Source organism: Mesorhizobium sp. Primo-A, from assembly GCF_003997175.1.
Classification (GTDB): Bacteria; Pseudomonadota; Alphaproteobacteria; order Rhizobiales; family Rhizobiaceae; genus Mesorhizobium; species Mesorhizobium ciceri.
In genome coordinates, this window is sequence record NZ_RZTG01000007.1 from 283,557 (window position 1) to 301,497 (window position 17,941).

At 64.1% G+C, this 17,941-nt stretch carries 16 protein-coding genes; 15 read left to right on the plus strand and 1 reads right to left on the minus strand.

Annotated elements, in window-relative coordinates; genetic code table 11:
• The first annotated feature begins 382 nt into the window (after positions 1-382).
• On the plus strand, positions 383-2,134 hold the full coding sequence (locus EOC83_RS15320; RefSeq protein WP_063167497.1) for a type I secretion system permease/ATPase: 1,752 nt from the start codon (positions 383-385) through the stop codon (positions 2,132-2,134).
• Complete coding sequence (locus tag EOC83_RS15325; protein WP_013533102.1) at positions 2,127-3,503, plus strand: HlyD family type I secretion periplasmic adaptor subunit; 1,377 nt, start codon at positions 2,127-2,129, stop codon at positions 3,501-3,503. Before EOC83_RS15320 ends, EOC83_RS15325 begins: the two co-directional genes overlap by 8 nt.
• Positions 3,504-3,678: 175 nt before the next feature.
• Here the strand turns inward: EOC83_RS15325 and EOC83_RS15330 are convergent, their stop codons facing one another.
• Complete coding sequence (locus EOC83_RS15330) at positions 3,679-4,629, minus strand: LysR family transcriptional regulator (RefSeq protein WP_013533101.1); 951 nt, start codon at positions 4,627-4,629, stop codon at positions 3,679-3,681.
• 93 nt (positions 4,630-4,722) lie between these two features.
• Here EOC83_RS15330 and EOC83_RS15335 point away from each other — a divergent pair, with 93 nt between their 5' ends.
• The 13 genes from EOC83_RS15335 to EOC83_RS15395 all read left to right on the plus strand — a co-directional run bounded on the left by EOC83_RS15335 (position 4,723) and on the right by EOC83_RS15395 (position 17,916).
• The gene (locus tag EOC83_RS15335; RefSeq protein ID WP_063167498.1) at positions 4,723-5,628 is read left to right on the plus strand and encodes a dioxygenase; all 906 of its coding nucleotides are present in this window, start codon (positions 4,723-4,725) and stop codon (positions 5,626-5,628) included.
• Between the two features lie 3 nt (positions 5,629-5,631).
• Positions 5,632-6,591 (plus strand): VOC family protein, encoded by a 960-nt coding sequence (locus EOC83_RS15340; protein WP_013533099.1) that lies wholly within the window; start codon positions 5,632-5,634, stop codon positions 6,589-6,591.
• Complete coding sequence (locus EOC83_RS15345) at positions 6,588-7,247, plus strand: dienelactone hydrolase family protein (RefSeq protein ID WP_013533098.1); 660 nt, start codon at positions 6,588-6,590, stop codon at positions 7,245-7,247. Before EOC83_RS15340 ends, EOC83_RS15345 begins: the two co-directional genes overlap by 4 nt.
• Positions 7,247-8,308, plus strand: a complete 1,062-nt coding sequence (locus EOC83_RS15350; RefSeq protein ID WP_063170176.1) for a maleylacetate reductase — start codon at positions 7,247-7,249, stop codon at positions 8,306-8,308. Before EOC83_RS15345 ends, EOC83_RS15350 begins: the two co-directional genes overlap by 1 nt.
• A gap of 27 nt (positions 8,309-8,335) precedes the next feature.
• Complete coding sequence (locus EOC83_RS15355; protein WP_063167499.1) at positions 8,336-9,610, plus strand: ABC transporter substrate-binding protein; 1,275 nt, start codon at positions 8,336-8,338, stop codon at positions 9,608-9,610.
• 55 nt (positions 9,611-9,665) lie between these two features.
• Positions 9,666-10,382, plus strand: a complete 717-nt coding sequence (locus EOC83_RS15360) for an ABC transporter ATP-binding protein (RefSeq protein WP_063170177.1) — start codon at positions 9,666-9,668, stop codon at positions 10,380-10,382.
• Complete coding sequence (locus tag EOC83_RS15365) at positions 10,382-11,083, plus strand: ABC transporter ATP-binding protein (RefSeq protein ID WP_063167500.1); 702 nt, start codon at positions 10,382-10,384, stop codon at positions 11,081-11,083. The genes EOC83_RS15360 and EOC83_RS15365 overlap by 1 nt, the downstream gene beginning before the upstream one ends.
• Before the next feature lie 67 nt (positions 11,084-11,150).
• Positions 11,151-12,014, plus strand: a complete 864-nt coding sequence (locus EOC83_RS15370; protein WP_013533093.1) for a branched-chain amino acid ABC transporter permease — start codon at positions 11,151-11,153, stop codon at positions 12,012-12,014.
• Between the two features lie 8 nt (positions 12,015-12,022).
• The gene (locus tag EOC83_RS15375) at positions 12,023-13,072 is read left to right on the plus strand and encodes a branched-chain amino acid ABC transporter permease (RefSeq protein ID WP_063167501.1); all 1,050 of its coding nucleotides are present in this window, start codon (positions 12,023-12,025) and stop codon (positions 13,070-13,072) included.
• Entirely contained in the window at positions 13,072-14,826 is a 1,755-nt protein-coding gene (locus tag EOC83_RS15380) for an FAD-dependent monooxygenase (RefSeq protein WP_063167502.1), read from the plus strand. The genes EOC83_RS15375 and EOC83_RS15380 overlap by 1 nt, the downstream gene beginning before the upstream one ends.
• 10 nt (positions 14,827-14,836) lie before the next feature.
• On the plus strand, positions 14,837-15,727 hold the full coding sequence (locus EOC83_RS15385) for an intradiol ring-cleavage dioxygenase (RefSeq protein WP_063167503.1): 891 nt from the start codon (positions 14,837-14,839) through the stop codon (positions 15,725-15,727).
• Positions 15,727-16,545: an SDR family NAD(P)-dependent oxidoreductase gene (locus EOC83_RS15390; RefSeq protein ID WP_013533089.1), complete on the plus strand. Its 819-nt coding sequence runs from the start codon at positions 15,727-15,729 to the stop codon at positions 16,543-16,545. The genes EOC83_RS15385 and EOC83_RS15390 overlap by 1 nt, the downstream gene beginning before the upstream one ends.
• A 63-nt stretch (positions 16,546-16,608) precedes the next feature.
• A complete protein-coding gene (locus tag EOC83_RS15395; RefSeq protein ID WP_063167504.1) occupies positions 16,609-17,916 on the plus strand; it encodes an ABC transporter substrate-binding protein in 1,308 nt (435 codons plus the stop codon).
• Positions 17,917-17,941: the final 25 nt, after the last annotated feature.

A 17,941-nucleotide genomic window follows, 5' to 3' on the forward strand; every position in this document is an offset into this window, starting at 1 on the left:
ATACAGAATACAGAACGACAAAAGGTTTGATTGATCTAAGTTGTTGCTCCGCATCAGGTATTTTGTGTCAACGACCGTGGCGTCTTTGAAAGTGTGTGGAAGCAAGGACATAAGCCCCTTTTGCGTGTTCCATTCTGGACTGCGTTACTAGCGTGAATTGCCGTTTTTTGGGGGAGTTATCCCCAGCCTGTGCACGCTGCGGGTCGCGTTTCGTTGGTCCTGCGCCACGAATCCGCTGCATTTTCCTCAAAGTCGACGTATGTAAGCAGAGCGTAATAAGGGGGGCGACGGATAGCGGCTGCTATGCGCACCAAGAAAGGTTTGAGCCATCACAATTTACGGAAGTAACGGCGCGGCAGTGTCGCGCGAACGACCGCTGGTCATGAAAACATCGGGGGCCGGTTCTCCCGAGCTGCGTTCCGCCATTCTCGCCTGCATGCCTGGGCTGCTTGGCGTGGCGCTGTTTTCGGCAGTGATAAACATTCTCGCCCTGACCGGTTCGGTCTATATGTTGCAGATCTACGATCGCGTTCTGCCGTCGCAGAGCGTTCCCACCCTGGTGGGATTCACGATCGGCATGCTGGGCTTGTATGCGGTCTACGGGCTCCTGGATTTCGTGCGGCTTCGCGTGCTGGTCCGCATCGGCAGTCTTCTCTATAGAAATTTGCAGCAAAAGGTGTTCTCCATCTCCCTGTCCTTGCCGCTCAAGGCAGGACGTGATGCGGGCCGCTTGCAGCCTTTGCACGATCTTGACCGACTGCGCGGCTTTCTTTCCGGAACGGGACCGACGGTCATCTTCGACGCTCCGTGGATCCCTTTTTATCTGGTGATCATTTATTTGCTCCATCCTTTGCTCGGCTTGTTGGCAACCGTCGGCGCGATCGCCGTGGTCCTCCTGACGGCGGTTGCGGAAGTCTTTAGCCGTGGTCCGGCCGCGCGCGCCTCCGAAGACTTGTCGTCGCAACGGGCGCTTGCCGACTCCGCCCGGCGCAACGCCGAGGTTGTTCATGCAATGGGGCTTTCTGGTCGACTGGCTCGACGCTGGAGCGACGTCAGCCGCGCATATCTTGGTCAGCAGGAGCGCCTCTCGGATGTCGTCGGTGGCGCCAGTTCCTTCTCGAAGGCGCTTCGCATGGGTCTGCAATCCGGCGTTCTGGGGCTCGGTGCCTACCTGGTCATCGGCGGTGAAGCTTCTCCTGGGGTGATTATCGCATCTTCCATATTGCTCGGCCGGGCCTTGGCCCCAGTTGACGCGGCCATTGCAAACTGGAGAGGTTTTCTATCGACCCGGCGCAGCTATAGCGAACTGGCAGCTGTCATGGCTGCATTTGGCAGTCAGGACGATCCGATGGAATTGCCTCGTCCACAGGCACGATTTGCCGTCGAGCAACTGACAGTCGCGCCGCCCGGCCTGACAAGACCGACCGTTGTAAATGTAAGTTTCCACCTGTCGAGGGGGGCTGGAATGGCCGTCGTCGGCCCGAGCGGCTCCGGCAAGACGACGCTGGCCCGTTCGTTGGTCGGGGTGTGGAAGCCGCTCCATGGCTCGGTGAGATTGGACGGCGCCTCTCTCGATCAATGGAACTCGGAACATCTCGGCGCCCATATCGGCTACATGCCGCAGGATGTGGAGTTGTTTGACGGCACGGTAGCAGACAACATTTCGAGGTTCCGAGGCAAGACGGATCCAAAAGGCGTCCTTGCGGCGGCAAGAGCCGCCGGCGTCGAGAAAATGATCATGCAACTCCCTCAGGGATTTCAGACCCGCATCGGGGAGGGGGGAGCAGCCCTGTCGGCAGGGCAGAGGCAACTCGTGGGTCTCGCCCGAGCCCTTTATGGCGAGCCGTTCCTTGTCGTGCTCGACGAACCGAACTCGAACCTCGACGTGGATGGAGACGCTGCCCTGGCCGGCGCCATACGGGCAGTGCGTCAGCGCGGGGGCATCGTCATTGTCGTTGCGCATCGTCCCTCGGCACTCGCCAACATCGATCAGGTGCTGGTTATGTCGAACGGGACGGTTCATGCCTTTGGCTCGCGCGAGGAGGTCTTGGCGAACGTGCTCCGACCTTCACCGCCTGTTTCACCTCGGCCATCTTCTTTGGCGCCGATACCGGGGGTTGCCGGGCATGCATGAGGCTCTGCTCGAAACATTCGTCACCTTCTCGTCCTATGCCCGGACCCTTCGTGGCAGCAAAGGACCTGCCGTGAGCTCGCCAGATCTGCCGGACGGTATACGGGCCAACCTGATATTCGGCTTGGTGATTACAGGTCTGCTGGTCCTCGGCGGCGGCCTGTGGCTGGGATTGACCAAGATCGCCGGCGCCGTGGTTGCACCGGCCACCGTGGTGGTAGAAAGCAACGTCAAGAAGGTCCAGCATCAAACCGGAGGAACAGTGGGCGGGATCTTCGCGCAGGACGGAGATCATGTGCGAGCCGGCGACGTGCTGGTCAGGCTGGATGACACGCTGACACGCGCGAACCTGCAAATCATCAGCGAGGATCTCGATCGCGCGACCGTTCGCCTCGCCCGGCTGGAGGCCGAGCGCACGGGCTTGGCGGAAATGCAGCTGCCGGTCGGCCTGAAAGCGCGAATGAACCAACCGGAGCTGGCTGCGCTCGTCAACGGCGAACGCGCTCTCTTTGAAACGCGCTCTTCGGCTTTGGCTGGACAGAAGGCACAGCTGAGAAGCCAATCCCAGCAACTTGAACGTCAGATCGACGGTCTTAAAGCGCAACAGAGCGCGGTGGATGAATCGGTTGCCCTGCTGAGCAAGGATTTCGCCGACGTTGATTCCCTCTACGCCAAAAAACTCGTCTCCAAGGAGAGGGTAAGCAACATCAAGTTGGATGCCACCCGGGCCAGGGGAGAATCGGGTCGCCTCGCTGCAGCAGTAGCTGAAGCCCAGGCGCGCATCAGCGAAACGGGGTTGCAGATGCTGCAGCTGGATGACCAAAGGCGCACCGACGTGACGACCGAACTCCGCGAGACCGAAGCCAAACAGACCGAACTCAACGAACGGAGGATTGTGGCGCAGGATGAACTGACCAAGACAACGATCCGCGCGCCACAGTCCGGAACGATACAGGAATCGGCTGTCCATACCGTCGGCGGCGTTATCGCGCCTGGCGAGATGCTTATGACCATCGTACCTGATACCGACGATCTTGTGGTGGACGCGCTGATCCCTCCGTCGCGGGTCGACGATGTCCGGCCTGGGCAGCCGGTATCAATCCGTTTTCCGGCGTTCGACGTGGGAACCACTCCGGTCTGCCAAGGGTCAGTGAAACACATCTCGGCAGATCTGATTAAAGACCCGCAACGTCAGCTTTCCTATTTTTCGGCGCGTATCAAGGTTGAAAGCAAATCGAGCTGCCTGACCGAAGCGAAGGTGCTGAGGCCAGGTATGCCCGCCGAGGTTCATATCCGCACCGACGAACGCAATGTCTGGTCTTATCTGTTGAAACCCTTTGCGGATCAGATGTCCAAAGCGTTTACGCAGTGATGGCGAGGTGGAGGAGGGCGTGACCAATAGGATATCGGGATTTCTGGCGGCCCGACGGCTTTTGGGGGCGGGCGGCCGTCGAGCCTAACCGGCGACGCGGGGATGAAGCGCCTCCGGCTGGAGGAAACATGCGCGTTGTGTGACGCTACCGCATCATTCGAATAGCGAGGCTGGTTTACCGTCCCCAGACAACGGCATTCTCATGCCGTTTGATGATGTGCTTCAGGTTTTCGAAGGCGGTCGTGACGTGGCCGGCGAAGCGCTCTGCCGCCGGTGAGCGTGGTCCGCTGACCCGGCGAAGGATACCGAGTGAGCGGCTGGGCTGCGGGATTTCATAGGGCAGCACCGTAACCCGGCTCTCCTTGCGCTGCGCGAAGACTACGGAGAATGGCAGCACGGCCAACGCATCGGTTTCGGCAAGGAAGTTGATCACGCTCATCAGCGAGCCTCCCGAATAGCGGATGTTCAGGTCCGACATGCCGATGCTCATCAGGATCATCTGCAGGTCCGACATCAGCGGAGAGCCGGGCAGGGGAGCCACCCAGGGAAAGCTGGTCAGGTCATGCGCCCTGAGGCGGCGATTTCGCAGCAGGGGATGATCGGGCCGGCAAGCCACGACATTGCGTCCGGGCAGGATTTCGGTGAATTCGAAGCCGGGACCAAGGTCGAGCACGCCGATCGGCACGATGCCGAGGTCGATCTGGTTGCTGTCCAGCGCCGCGACCATCTCGGGCAGGTTCATGTAGCTCTGCTGAACGGTGACCTCGGGTTCGAGCTTCTGGAATTCTCCGATCATCCGGCTGATCATCGCGTCCATGAAGAACGGCACGCCGCCGACACGGACGACACCTTTGGTGCCTTTCATGAAGCCCTGCACCGCATCCGACGCCTTGCGCGACGCGGTGATGATCGTGCGGCCCTGCGCCGCCAGCTGGAAGCCGAGCGGCGTCGCCTGCAGCGGCCGGCGGCCCTTGAGGAACAGCGGCTCACCCACCCGCGCCTCCAGCATGGCCAGTGATCGGCTGACCGCCGGCTGGGTCAAGCCCAGCATGGCGGCTCCTTCCGACACGCCGCCGGCATCCAGCACCGCGGCGAGCTGCATGAGGTGGCGCTCGTTCAGCTTCATAGCAAAACGCTATACAAGGGACGTCACATCTCATCAAGCATCGCGTCGGGCCGTGCTATCCCGCTTGGCAAGGGGAAGGGAGGCCCCGGCGGAATGCACGGCCAGCACGACCCGAAGCGGGATGAGTCCCCCAAGGCGATATCGACGCAGGCCGAGGAATTCTCGCGGCGCCTGACGGCAATGGGCCAGTCCCGCCTGGCGGCGGCGGCGCAGGCAGCCGTGGATGGTTTGCACGCGCTGATCGTGGAGTTGCGGCCCTCCGGCGAGGAATTCCGCCAGGCGATCGATTTTCTGACCGAGGTTGGCCACTACGCCGATGCGCGGCGCCAGGAATGGGTGCTGTTCGCCGACGTCCTGGGCGTGTCTTCGCTGATCGAGGATCAGAACAGCCCGCGCCCCGCCGGAGCGACACCAAACACCCTGGCCGGGCCCTTCTACCGGGCCGACGTGCCGGAGATGCCACCCGGCGCGAACATCTCGCGCGATCACAAGGGCGAGCCGCTGGAGGTCGCGGGCCGCATCGTCGCGCTCGACGGCGCGGGGGTCGGCGATGCGACGGTCGAGATCTGGCAGGCCAATGCCGAGGGTCTCTACGAGAACCAGGAACCCGACCGCCAGCCGGAATTCAATCTGCGCGGACGCTTCCGTACCGATCCGCAGGGACGGTTCCGCTTCACGACGGTGAAGCCGAAGGGCTACACGCTGCCGTCGGACGGACCGGTCGGTCAATTGATGTCAGCGCTGGGCCTTGGCCTCGAGCGGCCGGCCCATATCCATTTTCGCGTCTCGGCGGAGGGCTTCGAGACGCTGACGACCCACATCTTCGACCGGTCGGACCCTGCGATCGGCCGGGATGCCATCTTCGGGGTCAAACCCGAACTCATGGCCGAGTTCCGCGCGCTGCCGCCCAATGGAGGAAAACGCAAGCACGCGCTCGACCTCAACCTCGTGCTCTGCCCGCAGCGGCGGAGCGATACCGAAACCTCTGGGAGGAGATGACCGATGGCACGTATCAGCGGCTACCACCATTTGACGCTCTCGACCGACAGCGCTCAGGAAGATTTTGATTTCTATACCAAGGCGCTCGGCCTGCATTCGGTGAAGCGCACCGTCTTGTTCGACGGCGTCATCCCGGTCTACCACCTCTATTACGGCTCGCCCAATGGCGATGCGTCGACGATCATCACCACCTTCCCGTTCCGCAAGCCGGGCGTCTATGGCCGCCGCGGGTCCAATCAGTCGCGCACCATCATGCAGTCGATCCCCAGGGGCGCCGCGGATTTCTGGGTCGACCGGTTGAATGCGCGCGGCATCGAGGCCATCAAGATCACCCGTTTTGGCGCCGACCGTGCGGCTTTCGCACATCCCTGCGGCATCCCGCATGAGCTGGTGGAAAGCGACAGGGATCCCCGCGCGCCCATCACCAACGAGGCGCAGGGCATCGGCAAGGCCCACGGCATCAAGGGAATCTACGGCGCCGTGGTGGCGGTGATGGACCGCACCGCCATGGACGACTTCCTGACCATCGCATTGCCGATGGAGAAAGAGGCCGACGACCACGAGGGGCTCGTGTTCCGCGTGCCGGATGCGGCCGGCGTCGCACAGCGCGTGGAGGTCATTGTCGACCGCGACAGCCCGCAGGGCACCTGGACTCTGGCGGGAGGCACGATCCACCACCTCGCCCTCAACACCGGCGACGAAGAGAACCAGTTGAAGCTGCGCGCTCATATCGAGGGCCTCGGCTTCACGGACATATCGGAGCAGAAGGACCGCAACTACTTCAAGTCCTGTTATGTCCGCTCGCCCGGCGGCGCGCTGTTCGAAATTGCCTGGACCACGCCGGAAGGCTGGGCCAAGGACGAGCCTCCGGGCCAGATCGGCAAGACGCTGGTCTTCCCGCCTTGGTTCAAGGACCGCGAGAGCGAATTGCAGGCCGGCCTGGAACAGGCGGATTTCGCGTGAGTTCAGGCAGCGGTCCGCTCCGGCTTGGGCCAAGAGGCCCGGAGGCTAAGGCGATTTGCGTCTTCGTCCACGGCCGCGGCCAATCGCCCGAAGAGATGCAGTCCCATGTGCTGTCGCGGCTTTCCGCGTCGGCCGTGGCCTTCATCCTGCCGCGCGCGCCGCACGGCATGTGGTGGGAGGCGCGTGCCGTCGACCCGTTGACGTCGGTCGCCCGCGCGCAGCTCTCTGACGCGCTCGACCACCTTGCGGCCGCAATGGTTGCGGCGCGTGCCGAACTGCCCGGACTGCCGCTGCTTCTCGCGGGCTTCTCGCAAGGGGCGTGTCTCTCGATCGAATATCTCTGTGCGGGGCTGCCGCCGCCGGACGCTTTGGCGGCCTTCACGGGCTGCCGTGTCGGCGTTCCGGCGGACGAAAGATCCGAGGCGGCGCCGGCCGGAATGCCGATTTATCTTTCCGGTGGTGATGCCGATCCGTGGATACCGGTCTCGGCGTTTGCCGATGCCGCGCAATCGCTGGGCCGGATTGGCGCGAGCCTGCGGGCCGATCTGTTCCCGGGCCGCGGCCATGAGGTCTCGGACGCCGAGATTGCCATGCTGGGCACTATCCTCGACGACCTCGCGGCCGGGCGTGGCCCGCGCATGGAGGCGGCGCGATGATGGACAGCTTCACCTTTCCGGGCCTGACGACACGGGTGGTCTTCGGTGCCGGCACCATGGCTCGCGTCGAGGAGGAAGTCCGGCGGCTCGGCCATGAAAAGGTGATGGTGCTTTCGACGCCGCATCAGAAGGGCGATGCGGAAAGGCTGGCCGCAAGCCTTGGTGGCCTCGCCGCCGGGATCTTTGCCGGCGCGGTCATGCATACCCCTGTCGAGGTCACGGAAAAGGCCATCGATACCTTCCGCGGCAGTGGCGCTTCGGCGGTCGTCAGCCTCGGCGGCGGCTCGACCACTGGGCTCGGCAAGGCCATTGCCGTGCGCACGGGCGCCGACCAGGTGGTCATTCCCACCACCTATGCCGGCTCGGAAATGACCGACATACTCGGCGAGACGGCAGCCGGCGAGAAGACCACCCGCCGCTCGCCGGACATTCGCCCAGAGACGGTGATCTACGACGTCGATCTGACACTGAGCTTGCCGGTAAATCTCACCGTAACCTCGGCGATGAACGCGATCGCTCATGCGATGGAAGCCTTGTATGCCCCCGATCGCAATCCGGTCATCGTGCTGATGTGCAGGGATGCCATGGTTGCCTTTCGGGAAGGCATTCCAAGGTTGATCGGCAATCCGCAGGATCGCGCGGCGCGGACGCAGGCGCTCTATGCGGCGTGGTGCTGCTCGACCGCACTCGGCTATGTCTCGATGGCGCTGCATCACAAGCTGGCGCACGTCTTCGGCGGCTCGTTCGACACGCCGCACGCCGAAACCCACGCCATCCTGCTGCCCTACACGACCGCCTTCAACGAAGCGGCGGTGCCCGATCTGCTGCGCCCGATCGCTGAGGCATTCGGTGGTGGTTCGGCGGGCGGCGGGCTCTGGGATTTCGCACAGTCGGTCGGCTCTCCGCTGAGCCTGAAGGCGATCGGCATCGAGGAGGCCGATCTCGACCGCGCGGCGGCAATCGCGGTGAAGAATGCCTATGCGAATCCAAGGCCGATTGATCCGGGATCGATAAGGGAACTCCTTCAGGCGGCGTGGGAGGGACGCCGTCCGGGGGACTGAGAACAAAACAAGAGGGAGGAACCAAACATGATCACAAGACGCAGCCTACTGAAAGCCTCGGCGGCGACAGGCCTGGCGCTCGCCGGTTCGCGCCTGGCGACGCCGGCCATCGCGCAAGGCGCCAAGATCCGCCTGGGCTATGTTTCGCCGCAGACGGGGCCGCTCGCCGGCTTCGCGGAAAGCGACGCCTACAACATCAAGGCCTTCCTCGCTTCCGAGGCGGGCAAGAACTTCGAGGTCATCGTCAAGGACAGCCAGTCGAACCCCAACCGCGCGGCCGAGGTAGCCAAGAGCCTGATCGTCGATGACGAGATCAACCTGATGCTCGTCGGCTCGACGCCCGAGAACACCAATCCGGTGGCCACCACCTGCGAGGCGGAGGGCGTGCCGGTGATCTCGACGATGGCGCCGTGGCAGCCCTGGTTCATCGGCCAGCAGGGCAATCCGGCCGATCCGTCCTCGTGGAAGCCTTTCAACTTCGCCTATCACTATTTCTGGGGTCTCGAGGACATCATCGCCGTCTACACCGGCATGTGGAAGCAGCTTTCCACCAACGGCAAGGTGGGAGGGCTGTTCCCCAACGATGCCGACGGCAATGCCTGGGGTGATCCGAAGAACGGCTTGAAGCCGGGCCTCGATGCCGCCGGTTTCAGCCTTGCCGATCCCGGCCGCTATCAGAACCTGTCGGACGATTTCACCGCGCAGGTCAACGCCTTCAAGGCGGCCAATGCCGAGATCGTCACCGGTGTGGTCATTCCGCCGGACTTCACCACCTTCTGGAACCAGGCCCGCCAGCAGGGCTTCAAGCCCAAGGCGATAACGGTGGCCAAAGCGATCCTCTTTCCGCAATCGGTCGAGACGCTGGGCGATGCTGGCCACAACCTCTCATCCGAGGTCTGGTGGTCGGCCTCGCATCCGTTCAAATCGTCCGTGACGGGCGAGAGCTCGGCGGAAATCGCGGCGGATTTCACCGCCAAGACCGGGCGCCCCTGGACGCAGCCGATCGGTTTTGTCCATTCGCTGTTCGAGGTGGCGGCCAATGTCATGGGGCGCGTTTCGGATCCGACCAATGCCGAGGCGATCGCGGCGGCCATAGCCGCCACCGACATGACGACGGTGGTGGGGAAAGTGGCATGGAGCGGTGCGGGACTGCCGCCTTTCGCCGCGAAGAACGTCTGCAAGACGCCGCTCGTTGGCGGCCAGTGGCGGAAGAAGGCCGGTGGCGGCTTCGATCTGGTGACCGTCGAGAACGCCGGCGCTACCGAGATTCCCACCGCTGGCAAGATGGAAGCCCTGGCCTGACGCTGCCGGGGGCGGCTGCGCCGCCCTCGTTCGGCGCGACCCAAGGATGACTGTGATGATACTCAGGCTGGAAAACGTTTCGAAGTCCTTCGGCGCCCTGAAGGTTGCGGATTCCGTGACCGTCAGCGTGCCGCGCGGCGAAGCGCTGGGCATTATAGGCCCGAACGGCGCGGGAAAATCGACGCTCTTCAACCTGATCACCGGAAACTTGTTTGCAAATGAGGGCCGCATCGAATTCCTCGGCCGCGACGTGACCCGCGCTCCGGCCATGGAGCGGGTGCGCATGGGCGTCGGCCGCAGCTTCCAGATTCCGCAGCCTTTCGAGGGGCTGACCGTGTTCGAGAATCTCTTGACCGCCGCCGCCTTCGGCCGCGGCGGACGCGAGGCCGAGATGGTCGAGGATTGCGCTGGTATCCTCGAGGCGACGGAGCTCCTCAGGAAAGCCAATTTCGTGGCCGGCTCGTTGAGCCTTCTCGACCGCAAGCGCCTGGAACTCGCCCGCGCCTTGGCGACAGGCCCCGAACTTCTGCTTCTGGACGAGATCGCGGGCGGTCTGACGGAGGGCGAATGCAAGGCCCTGGTCGCGACGATCAGAGCCATCCACGCGAGGGGGACCACCATCATCTGGATCGAGCATGTGCTGCATGCCCTGAATTCGGTGGTCGAGCGGCTCCTCGTGCTGGATTTCGGGCGCGTGATCGGGATCGGCGCGCCTGATGAGATCATGGCCTCGAAGGCGGTTCGCGAAATCTATCTGGGGCTCGAGGTCTGATGCTGGAAACGCGCGGCCTCACCGCGAATTACGGCCAGTTCCGGGCACTGTTCGGTGTGGATATCACCGTGGCCGCGGGCGAATGCGTGGCGATCATCGGCGCCAACGGCGCCGGCAAATCCACGCTGATGCGCTCGATCACCGGCGTGATCGGCAACGCGCCCGGCATGGTGCTGCACAGGGGCGAGCCGATCGGCGCGCTGTCTTCGGCCGAGATCATGAAGCGCGGCATCGCCATGGTGCCGGAGGGGCGCCGGCTGTTCCCTTCGCTCACCGTCGAGGAAAATCTGCTGGTCGGCGGGCAGGCGCGTAAGGTGCAGGGGCCGTGGAGCCTCGACGCGGTCTATGACCTTTTCCCGATCCTGGGCGAGCGGCGCAAGAGCCCCGGTACCGCGCTCTCGGGTGGCCAGCAGCAGATGGTGGCGATCGGCCGGGCGCTGATGTCGAACCCCGAATTGCTGCTTTGCGACGAGATCAGCCTCGGCCTCGCGCCCGTCGTCATCCGCGATATCTACGCAGCACTTCCCAGGATCCGCCAAGGCGGCGCCGCGATCGTGCTGGTGGAGCAGGATATCGGCAAGGCGCTGGCAGTGGCCGACCGCGTCTACTGCATGATGGAGGGTCGCGCCACGCTGGCCGCCAGGGCGGCCGAGGTCACGCGCGAAGATATCCACTCTGCCTATTTCGGAGTGGCGGCATGACGCGGGAACCAAGGCTCGGTCGTCTGCTCGCACAGCACCCTTGTGGCCTGATCGAGGTGGCGCGGCGATGATCTGGCTGGACACCCTCGTGCAAGGGATTCTGCTGGGCGGGCTCTATGCCCTGTTTGCAGCAGGGTTGAGCCTCGTCTTCGGCATCATGCGGCTGGTGAACCTAGCCCATGGCGACCTCATCATTCTTGCCGCTTATCTGGTTTTGATGGGCGTCACGCTGCTCGGCTTGTCGCCCTGGATCGCTGCCCTGATTGCCATGCCCGTGATGTTCGGGCTCGGCTGGCTGCTGCAGGCCGCCGTCCTGAACCGCGTGCTGGGCAAGGACATCCTGCCGCCGCTTCTGGTCACGTTCGGCCTGTCGGTCGCCTTGCAGAACGGCCTGCTCGAGGCCTTCTCCGCCGACAGCCGCCGCATTCCGGTGGGCGCGTTGGAAGGGGCATCGCTCGATCTAGGGCTGGTCACGGTTGGGATCATGCCGTTGATGACCTTTGCCTCGGCGATCGTGACGATCATTGCGCTCAACGCGCTCTTTTACCACACCGCCCTCGGCCGTGCCTTCCGCGCCACCTCGGACGACGCCGTGACGGCGGGGCTGATGGGGATAGAGCCGAAGCGGATTTTCGCGATCGCCACCGGGATCGCCATGGTCGTGGTGACGCTGGCGGCGCTCTATCTCGGCATGCGCGCGAACTTCGATCCTTCGATCGGACCGGCGCGGCTGATCTATGCCTTCGAGGCGGTGATCATCGGCGGCCTCGGCAGCCTGTGGGGGACGCTTGCCGGCGGGATCATCATCGGGGTGGCGCAAACGTTTGGCGCCGCGCTCAATCCGGAATGGCAGATCCTGGCCGGCCACATCGCCTTCCTGGCCGTGATGCTGCTCAGGCCGCGCGGGCTTTTTCCGCGCGCAGTGGATTGAGGGCCGGCATGTATCGACTGACAACCCGCACCCGCGCCGGAACCGTGACCGCGATCATCGTGCCGATCTTCCTCGTCGCCGCGCTCGCGCTGCCTGCCGTGGCCTCGCGTGGTGTCATACAGGATCTGTTCTTCATCCTCACCATGCTGACGCTGGCGCAGATCTGGAACCTGCTGGCGGGCTATGGCGGCCTGGTCTCGGTGGGCCAGCAGGCTTTCGTCGGCATCGGCGCCTACGCGATGTTCGCCGGCGTGATCCTGCTCGGCTGGAATCCGGTCCTGGCGATCCCGCTGGGCGCCCTTGCGGCACTGGTGCTGGCGGTTCCGACGGCCTTTTTCGCGTTCCGCTTGCAGGGCGCGTATTTCGCCATCGGCACCTGGGTGATCGCCGAAGTGACGCGCCTGCTGGTTGCGCAGTGGAAGGCACTTGGCGGCGGCACCGGCACGTCGCTGCCGCGCGAGGCGACGAGCAGCATCCTGGGCACCGATGCGGTCCGGGCGCTGTTCGGCGTCCGCGAGGCCGCGGCACGCGATGTCATGGCCTACTGGCTGGCTTTGGCGCTGGTCGTGGCCGTGACGGGCGGCATCTACTGGCTGCTGCGCAGCCGCCTCGGGCTGGCGCTGGCGGCCGTGCGCGACAATGTCGACGCGGCGCAATCGGTGGGCGTCGATACCGCCCGGCTCAGATGGGCGGTCTTTCTGATCGCCGCGGCTGCCACCGGGCTGACCGGCGCGCTGATTTTCCTGCAGACGGCCCGCATCTCGCCGAGCGCGGCCTTTGCCGTCACCGACTGGACCGCCAACGTCATCTTTATTGTCGTCATCGGCGGCATCGGCACCATCGAGGGGCCGATCCTCGGTGTGCTGGTCTTCTTTGCGCTGCGCTCGGCGCTGGCCGACTACGGCAGTTGGTACTTGATGACGCTCGGCCTCATCGCCGTTGTCGTGATGCTTTTTGCGCCAAAGGGGCTCTGGGGCCTGATCGCGTCCCGCAATGGCCTGCACCTGTTTCCGGTCCGCCGCAGGCTGACCGGTCCGAAGATCGAGGGAGGAATTTGATGGCGGATATCGAAACCGACGTGCTGATCGTCGGCACTGGCCCGGCCGGCTCGGCCACCGCCGCGCTGCTGTCGAGCTACGGCGTGGCCAACATGATCGTCAATCGCTATCGCTGGTTGTCGAACACGCCGCGTGCCCACATCACCAACCAGCGCACCATGGAAGTGCTGCGCGACCTCGGTCCGGATGTCGAGGCAGAGGCCATGATGCACGCCTCGCCGCAGGAACTGATGGGCGAGAACGTGTTCTGCGAAAGCCTGGCCGGCGAGGAGATCGGCCGCATGAAGAGCTGGGGTACAGCGCCGCTCTCCAAGGCCGAACATCTGCTGTCGTCTCCCTGTTTCATGAACGATTTGCCCCAGACCTTCATGGAGCCGATCCTGTTCAAGTCGGCCTGCACCCGCGGGACGCAGGCACGCATGAGCACGGAATATGTCAGCCATGTCCAGGATGCGGACGGCGTGACCACGACCTGCCGCGATCGGCTGTCGGGTAAGGATTTCACCGTGCGGTCGAAGTTCCTCGTCGGCGCCGACGGCGGCAACTCGCTGGTGGCCGAGCATCTGGGCCTGCCGCTCGACGGTAAGATGGGCGTCGGCGGCTCGATGAACATCCTGTTCAGGGCCGATCTGTCGAAATACGTCGCGCACCGGCCGAGCGTCCTCTACTGGGTCATGCAGCCCGGCGCCGACGTCGGCGGCATCGGCATGGGTCTGGTTCGCATGGTGCGGCCGTGGGATGAGTGGCTGATCGTCTGGGGCTACGACATCAACCAGCCGCCGCCGGAGGTAACGCCGGAACTGGCCACCGAGGTCGCGCGTCAATTGGTCGGAGATTCCGCGCTCGAGATCGAGCTCCTGGGCGCCAACACCTGGACGGTGAACAACTGCTTCGCCACGCACATGCAGAAGGGGCGGGTGTTCATCATGGGCGACGCCGCGCACCGGCATCCGCCCTCGAACGGGCTCGGCTCGAACACATCGATCCAGGATGGGTTCAATCTCGCCTGGAAGCTTGCCAAGGTCGTCAAGGGGCAGGCGGGCATCGGGCTTCTGGATAGCTACTCTGCCGAGCGCGCACCGATCGCGCGCCAGATCGTGACGCGGGCGAACCAGTCCATTGCCGAATTCGGACCGATCTTCGAGGCGCTCGGCATGGATGGCGGCGTCGATCACGACAAGATCCAGAGGAACATGGAGGCCCGCGCCGACGCGACGCCCGCGGCCGAAGCGCAGCGCGAGGCGCTCCGCAAGGCTATCGCCTTCAAGAAGTACGAGTTCGACGCCCATGGCGTCGAGATGAACCAGCGCTATGCGTCCGGCGCGGTGGTGACCGACGGCCAGCGCGAGCCGGCATTCGAGAAGGATCGCGAGCTGCACTATGCGCCAACGACGTGGCCGGGCGCGCGCTTGCCGCATGTCTGGGTGTTCGAGCGCTCGGGCAGGAAGGTCTCGACGCTCGATCTTTGCGGGCATGGCGAGTTCACGCTTTTGACCGGTATTGGCGGCGAGGCGTGGGTCGCCGCGGCGGAGACGGTGGGCGCGGAGCTCGGTCTGCCGATCCGCAGCCATGTGATCGGCCCGCGCCGCACGATCGAGGATCATGCCGGCGACTGGGCCGGCGCGCGGGAGATCCGCGACACCGGCTGCCTGATCGTCCGTCCCGACCACCACGTCGCCTGGCGTTCCGAAACGCTCGCGGCCGATCCGGCGGCCGAACTGCGCCGGGTCTTCAAATCCGTTCTGGCGCGCTGAGGAGGATCGCATGATTGACGAACACGAATCCGGCTATTTCACCGAGGCGAACTCGGCCGAGGTCGTCGTGGCGCGCAACAGGAACGCCAAAGACGAGCGGCTCAAAGAGGTGATGGAGGTCATCACCCGAAAGCTGCACGAGGCGGTGAAGGAGATCGAGCCGACGCAGGAGGAATGGTTCGGCGCGATCATGTTCCTGACGCAGACGGGCCAGATCTGCAACGAATGGCGGCAGGAGTACATCCTGCTGTCGGATGTTCTCGGCGTCTCGATGCTGGTCGATGCGATCAACAACCGCAAGCCGTCGGGTGCCTCGGAATCCACGGTGCTGGGGCCTTTCCACGTCGCCGACGCGCCCGAATTGCCAATGGGATCGAACATCTGCCTCGACCAGAAGGGCGAGCCGATGTTCGTGCATGGCCGCATCCTCAATACCGAGGGTAACCCGATCGCAGGCGCCAAGATCGACGTCTGGCAGGCCAATGACGAGGGTTTCTACGACGTGCAGCAGAAGGGCATCCAGCCCGACTTCAATCTGCGCGGGGTGTTCCGCACCGGTGCGGACGGACGTTACTGGTTCCGCGGCGTGAAGCCCAAATACTACCCGATCCCGGATGACGGTCCGGTCGGCAGGCTGCTGGGCGCGCTAGGCCGCCACCCCAATCGTCCGGCGCATCTCCACTACATCGTCGAGGCCGAGGGCTTCGACGCGCTGACCACGCACATCTTCGATCCGGACGATCCGTACATCGATTCAGATGCCGTCTTCGGCGTGAAGAAAAGCCTGCTCGCCGAATTCCGCAAGGTCGAGGACGCCGAAGCCGCGGCCAGGGTCGAGGTCGCGGCGCCGTTCTACGACGTGGAGTTCGATTTCGTGCTGTCGCGCAAGGGAGGAAACTGATGGCCGCACTTGAGAAGATGTTCGATGTCAGAGGCAAGTCGGTGATCGTCACCGGCGGCGCCAGCGGCATCGGGCAGGCCTATTCCGAGATCATGGCCGAGCACGGGGCGAAGGTCTGCATCTTCGACCTGAACCCTGCCGGGCTGGAGAAGACCGTGGCGGCGATCAGGGCGGCGGGTGGCGATGTCTGGGGCCAGGTCGTCGATGTCGGCGACCGTGCGGCCATGGCGGCCGCCTTCGACAAGGTGGCCGAGAAGGCCGGCTCGATCGACGTCGTGTTCGCCAATGCCGGGATCGACGCCGGGCCGGGCTTCAACACCCCGACGGGCGAAAGGAACCCCGAGGGCGCCATCGAGAACCTGCCCGACGAGCACTGGGACAAGGTGATCGAGATAAACCTGACCTCGGTCTACACCACGATCAAGCATGCCGTGCGGCACATGAAGCCGAATGGCGGCGGCCAGATCATCGTCACGTCGTCCATCGCCTCGCTGATCAACGAGAGCATCGTGGGTACACCCTACATGCCCGCCAAGGCCGCGGTGAACCATCTCGTTCGCCACATGGCGATGGAGCTCGGCGCCTACAACATCCGCATCAACGCAATCCTGCCCGGGCCGTTCATCACCAACATCGCCGGCGGCCGGCTGCGCAATCCGGCGGACCGCAAGGCCTTCGAGGCCCAGTCGCTCATCGGCCGGATCGGTGACCCTGAAGAGATCAAGGGCCTGGCGCTCTATCTGGCGTCGCCGGCCGCGTCCTACGTGACGGGCTCGCTGATCGTCATCGATGGCGGCTCGCTGCTGAGGATGACCTGAACAAGCTTTGAACTGAGACCGGTCCCGTGGGCCGGAGAAACTTAACCCAGGGAGGAACCGACAATGACCTACTACAACAAACTGGTGAAATCGGGCTTGCGGCCCAGCCGCCGAAGCGTCCTGAAGGGGATTGGAGCCGGCGTTGCCGCCAGCACGCTGGGCATGCCGACCTATCTGCGCGCCGCGACGGCGGGGAAGATCAAGCTCGGCTATCTCAGCCCCACGACCGGGCCGCTCGCCCTGTTTGGTGAAACGGATGGCTACACCTTGCAGAAAATCCGCGCCCTGCTCGGCGGCCAGCTGCAATGTGCCGACGGCAATACTTACGAGATCGAGATCCTCGATCGCGACAGCCAGTCCAATCCGAACAAGGCATCGGAAATCGCCGGCAACCTCATCCTGAACGACGAGGTGCATCTGCTCGTACCGGCCTCGACCACCGACACGATCCTGCCCGCGGCCGAGCAGGCCGAGCTTTATGAGACCCCCTGCATTTCCTCCGGTGCTCCCTGGCAAGCGGTGATCATGCCGCGCGGCGGCGGCAAGCAGACCTTCGGCTGGACCTATCATTTCTTCTGGGGCCTCGACGAGGCGCTGAACACCTTCGTCGGACTCTGGAGCCATCTGGAGACCAACAAGAAGGTCGGCATGCTGTTTCCGCAGAACATCGACGGCGAGACCTGGGGCAACGACGAATATGGCTTGCCAGCGCCGACCCGCAAGGCCGGCTACGAGGTCGTGGTGCCCGGCTATTTCCAGCCCCGCACCAATGATTTTTCCGCACAGATCGCCGAGTTCAAGAAGCAGGGCTGCGAGATCATCGGCGGCATTACCTATCCGGACGATCTGAAGACCTTCGTCACCCAGTGCAACCAGCAGGGCTTCAAGCCGAAGGCGGTCACGGTGGCGGCGGCACTCCTGTTCCCGGGGGGTGTCGAGGCCATGGGTCCTCTAGGCAACGGCATGTCCTCGGAGGTCTGGTGGACACCGGCGTTCCCGTTCAAGTCGTCGCTGACCGGGCAGGTCAGCAGCGACATCGCCAGCCAATGGGAAGTCGATTCGAAGCGGCAGTGGACGCAGCCGCTGGGCTATTCGCATGCCTTGCTCGAGGTCGCGCTCGACATCCTGAAGCGCTCTTCCAATCCGCTCGATCGCACAGCCAACCGAGACGCCCTGGTCGCTACCGATCTGCAGACGCTGGTCGGTCATATCAAGTTCGACGGCTCGCCCCACAAGAACATCTGCAAGACGCCGATCTTCGGCGGCCAGTGGGTGAAGGGCGAGAAATGGCCTTATGACCTGAAGATCGTCGACAACACGGTCAATCAGCTCTTCGCGCCGCAACAGGCTATTCAGCCGATCGCCTGGTGACATGAGCGGGGACGCGGGCAGAGTC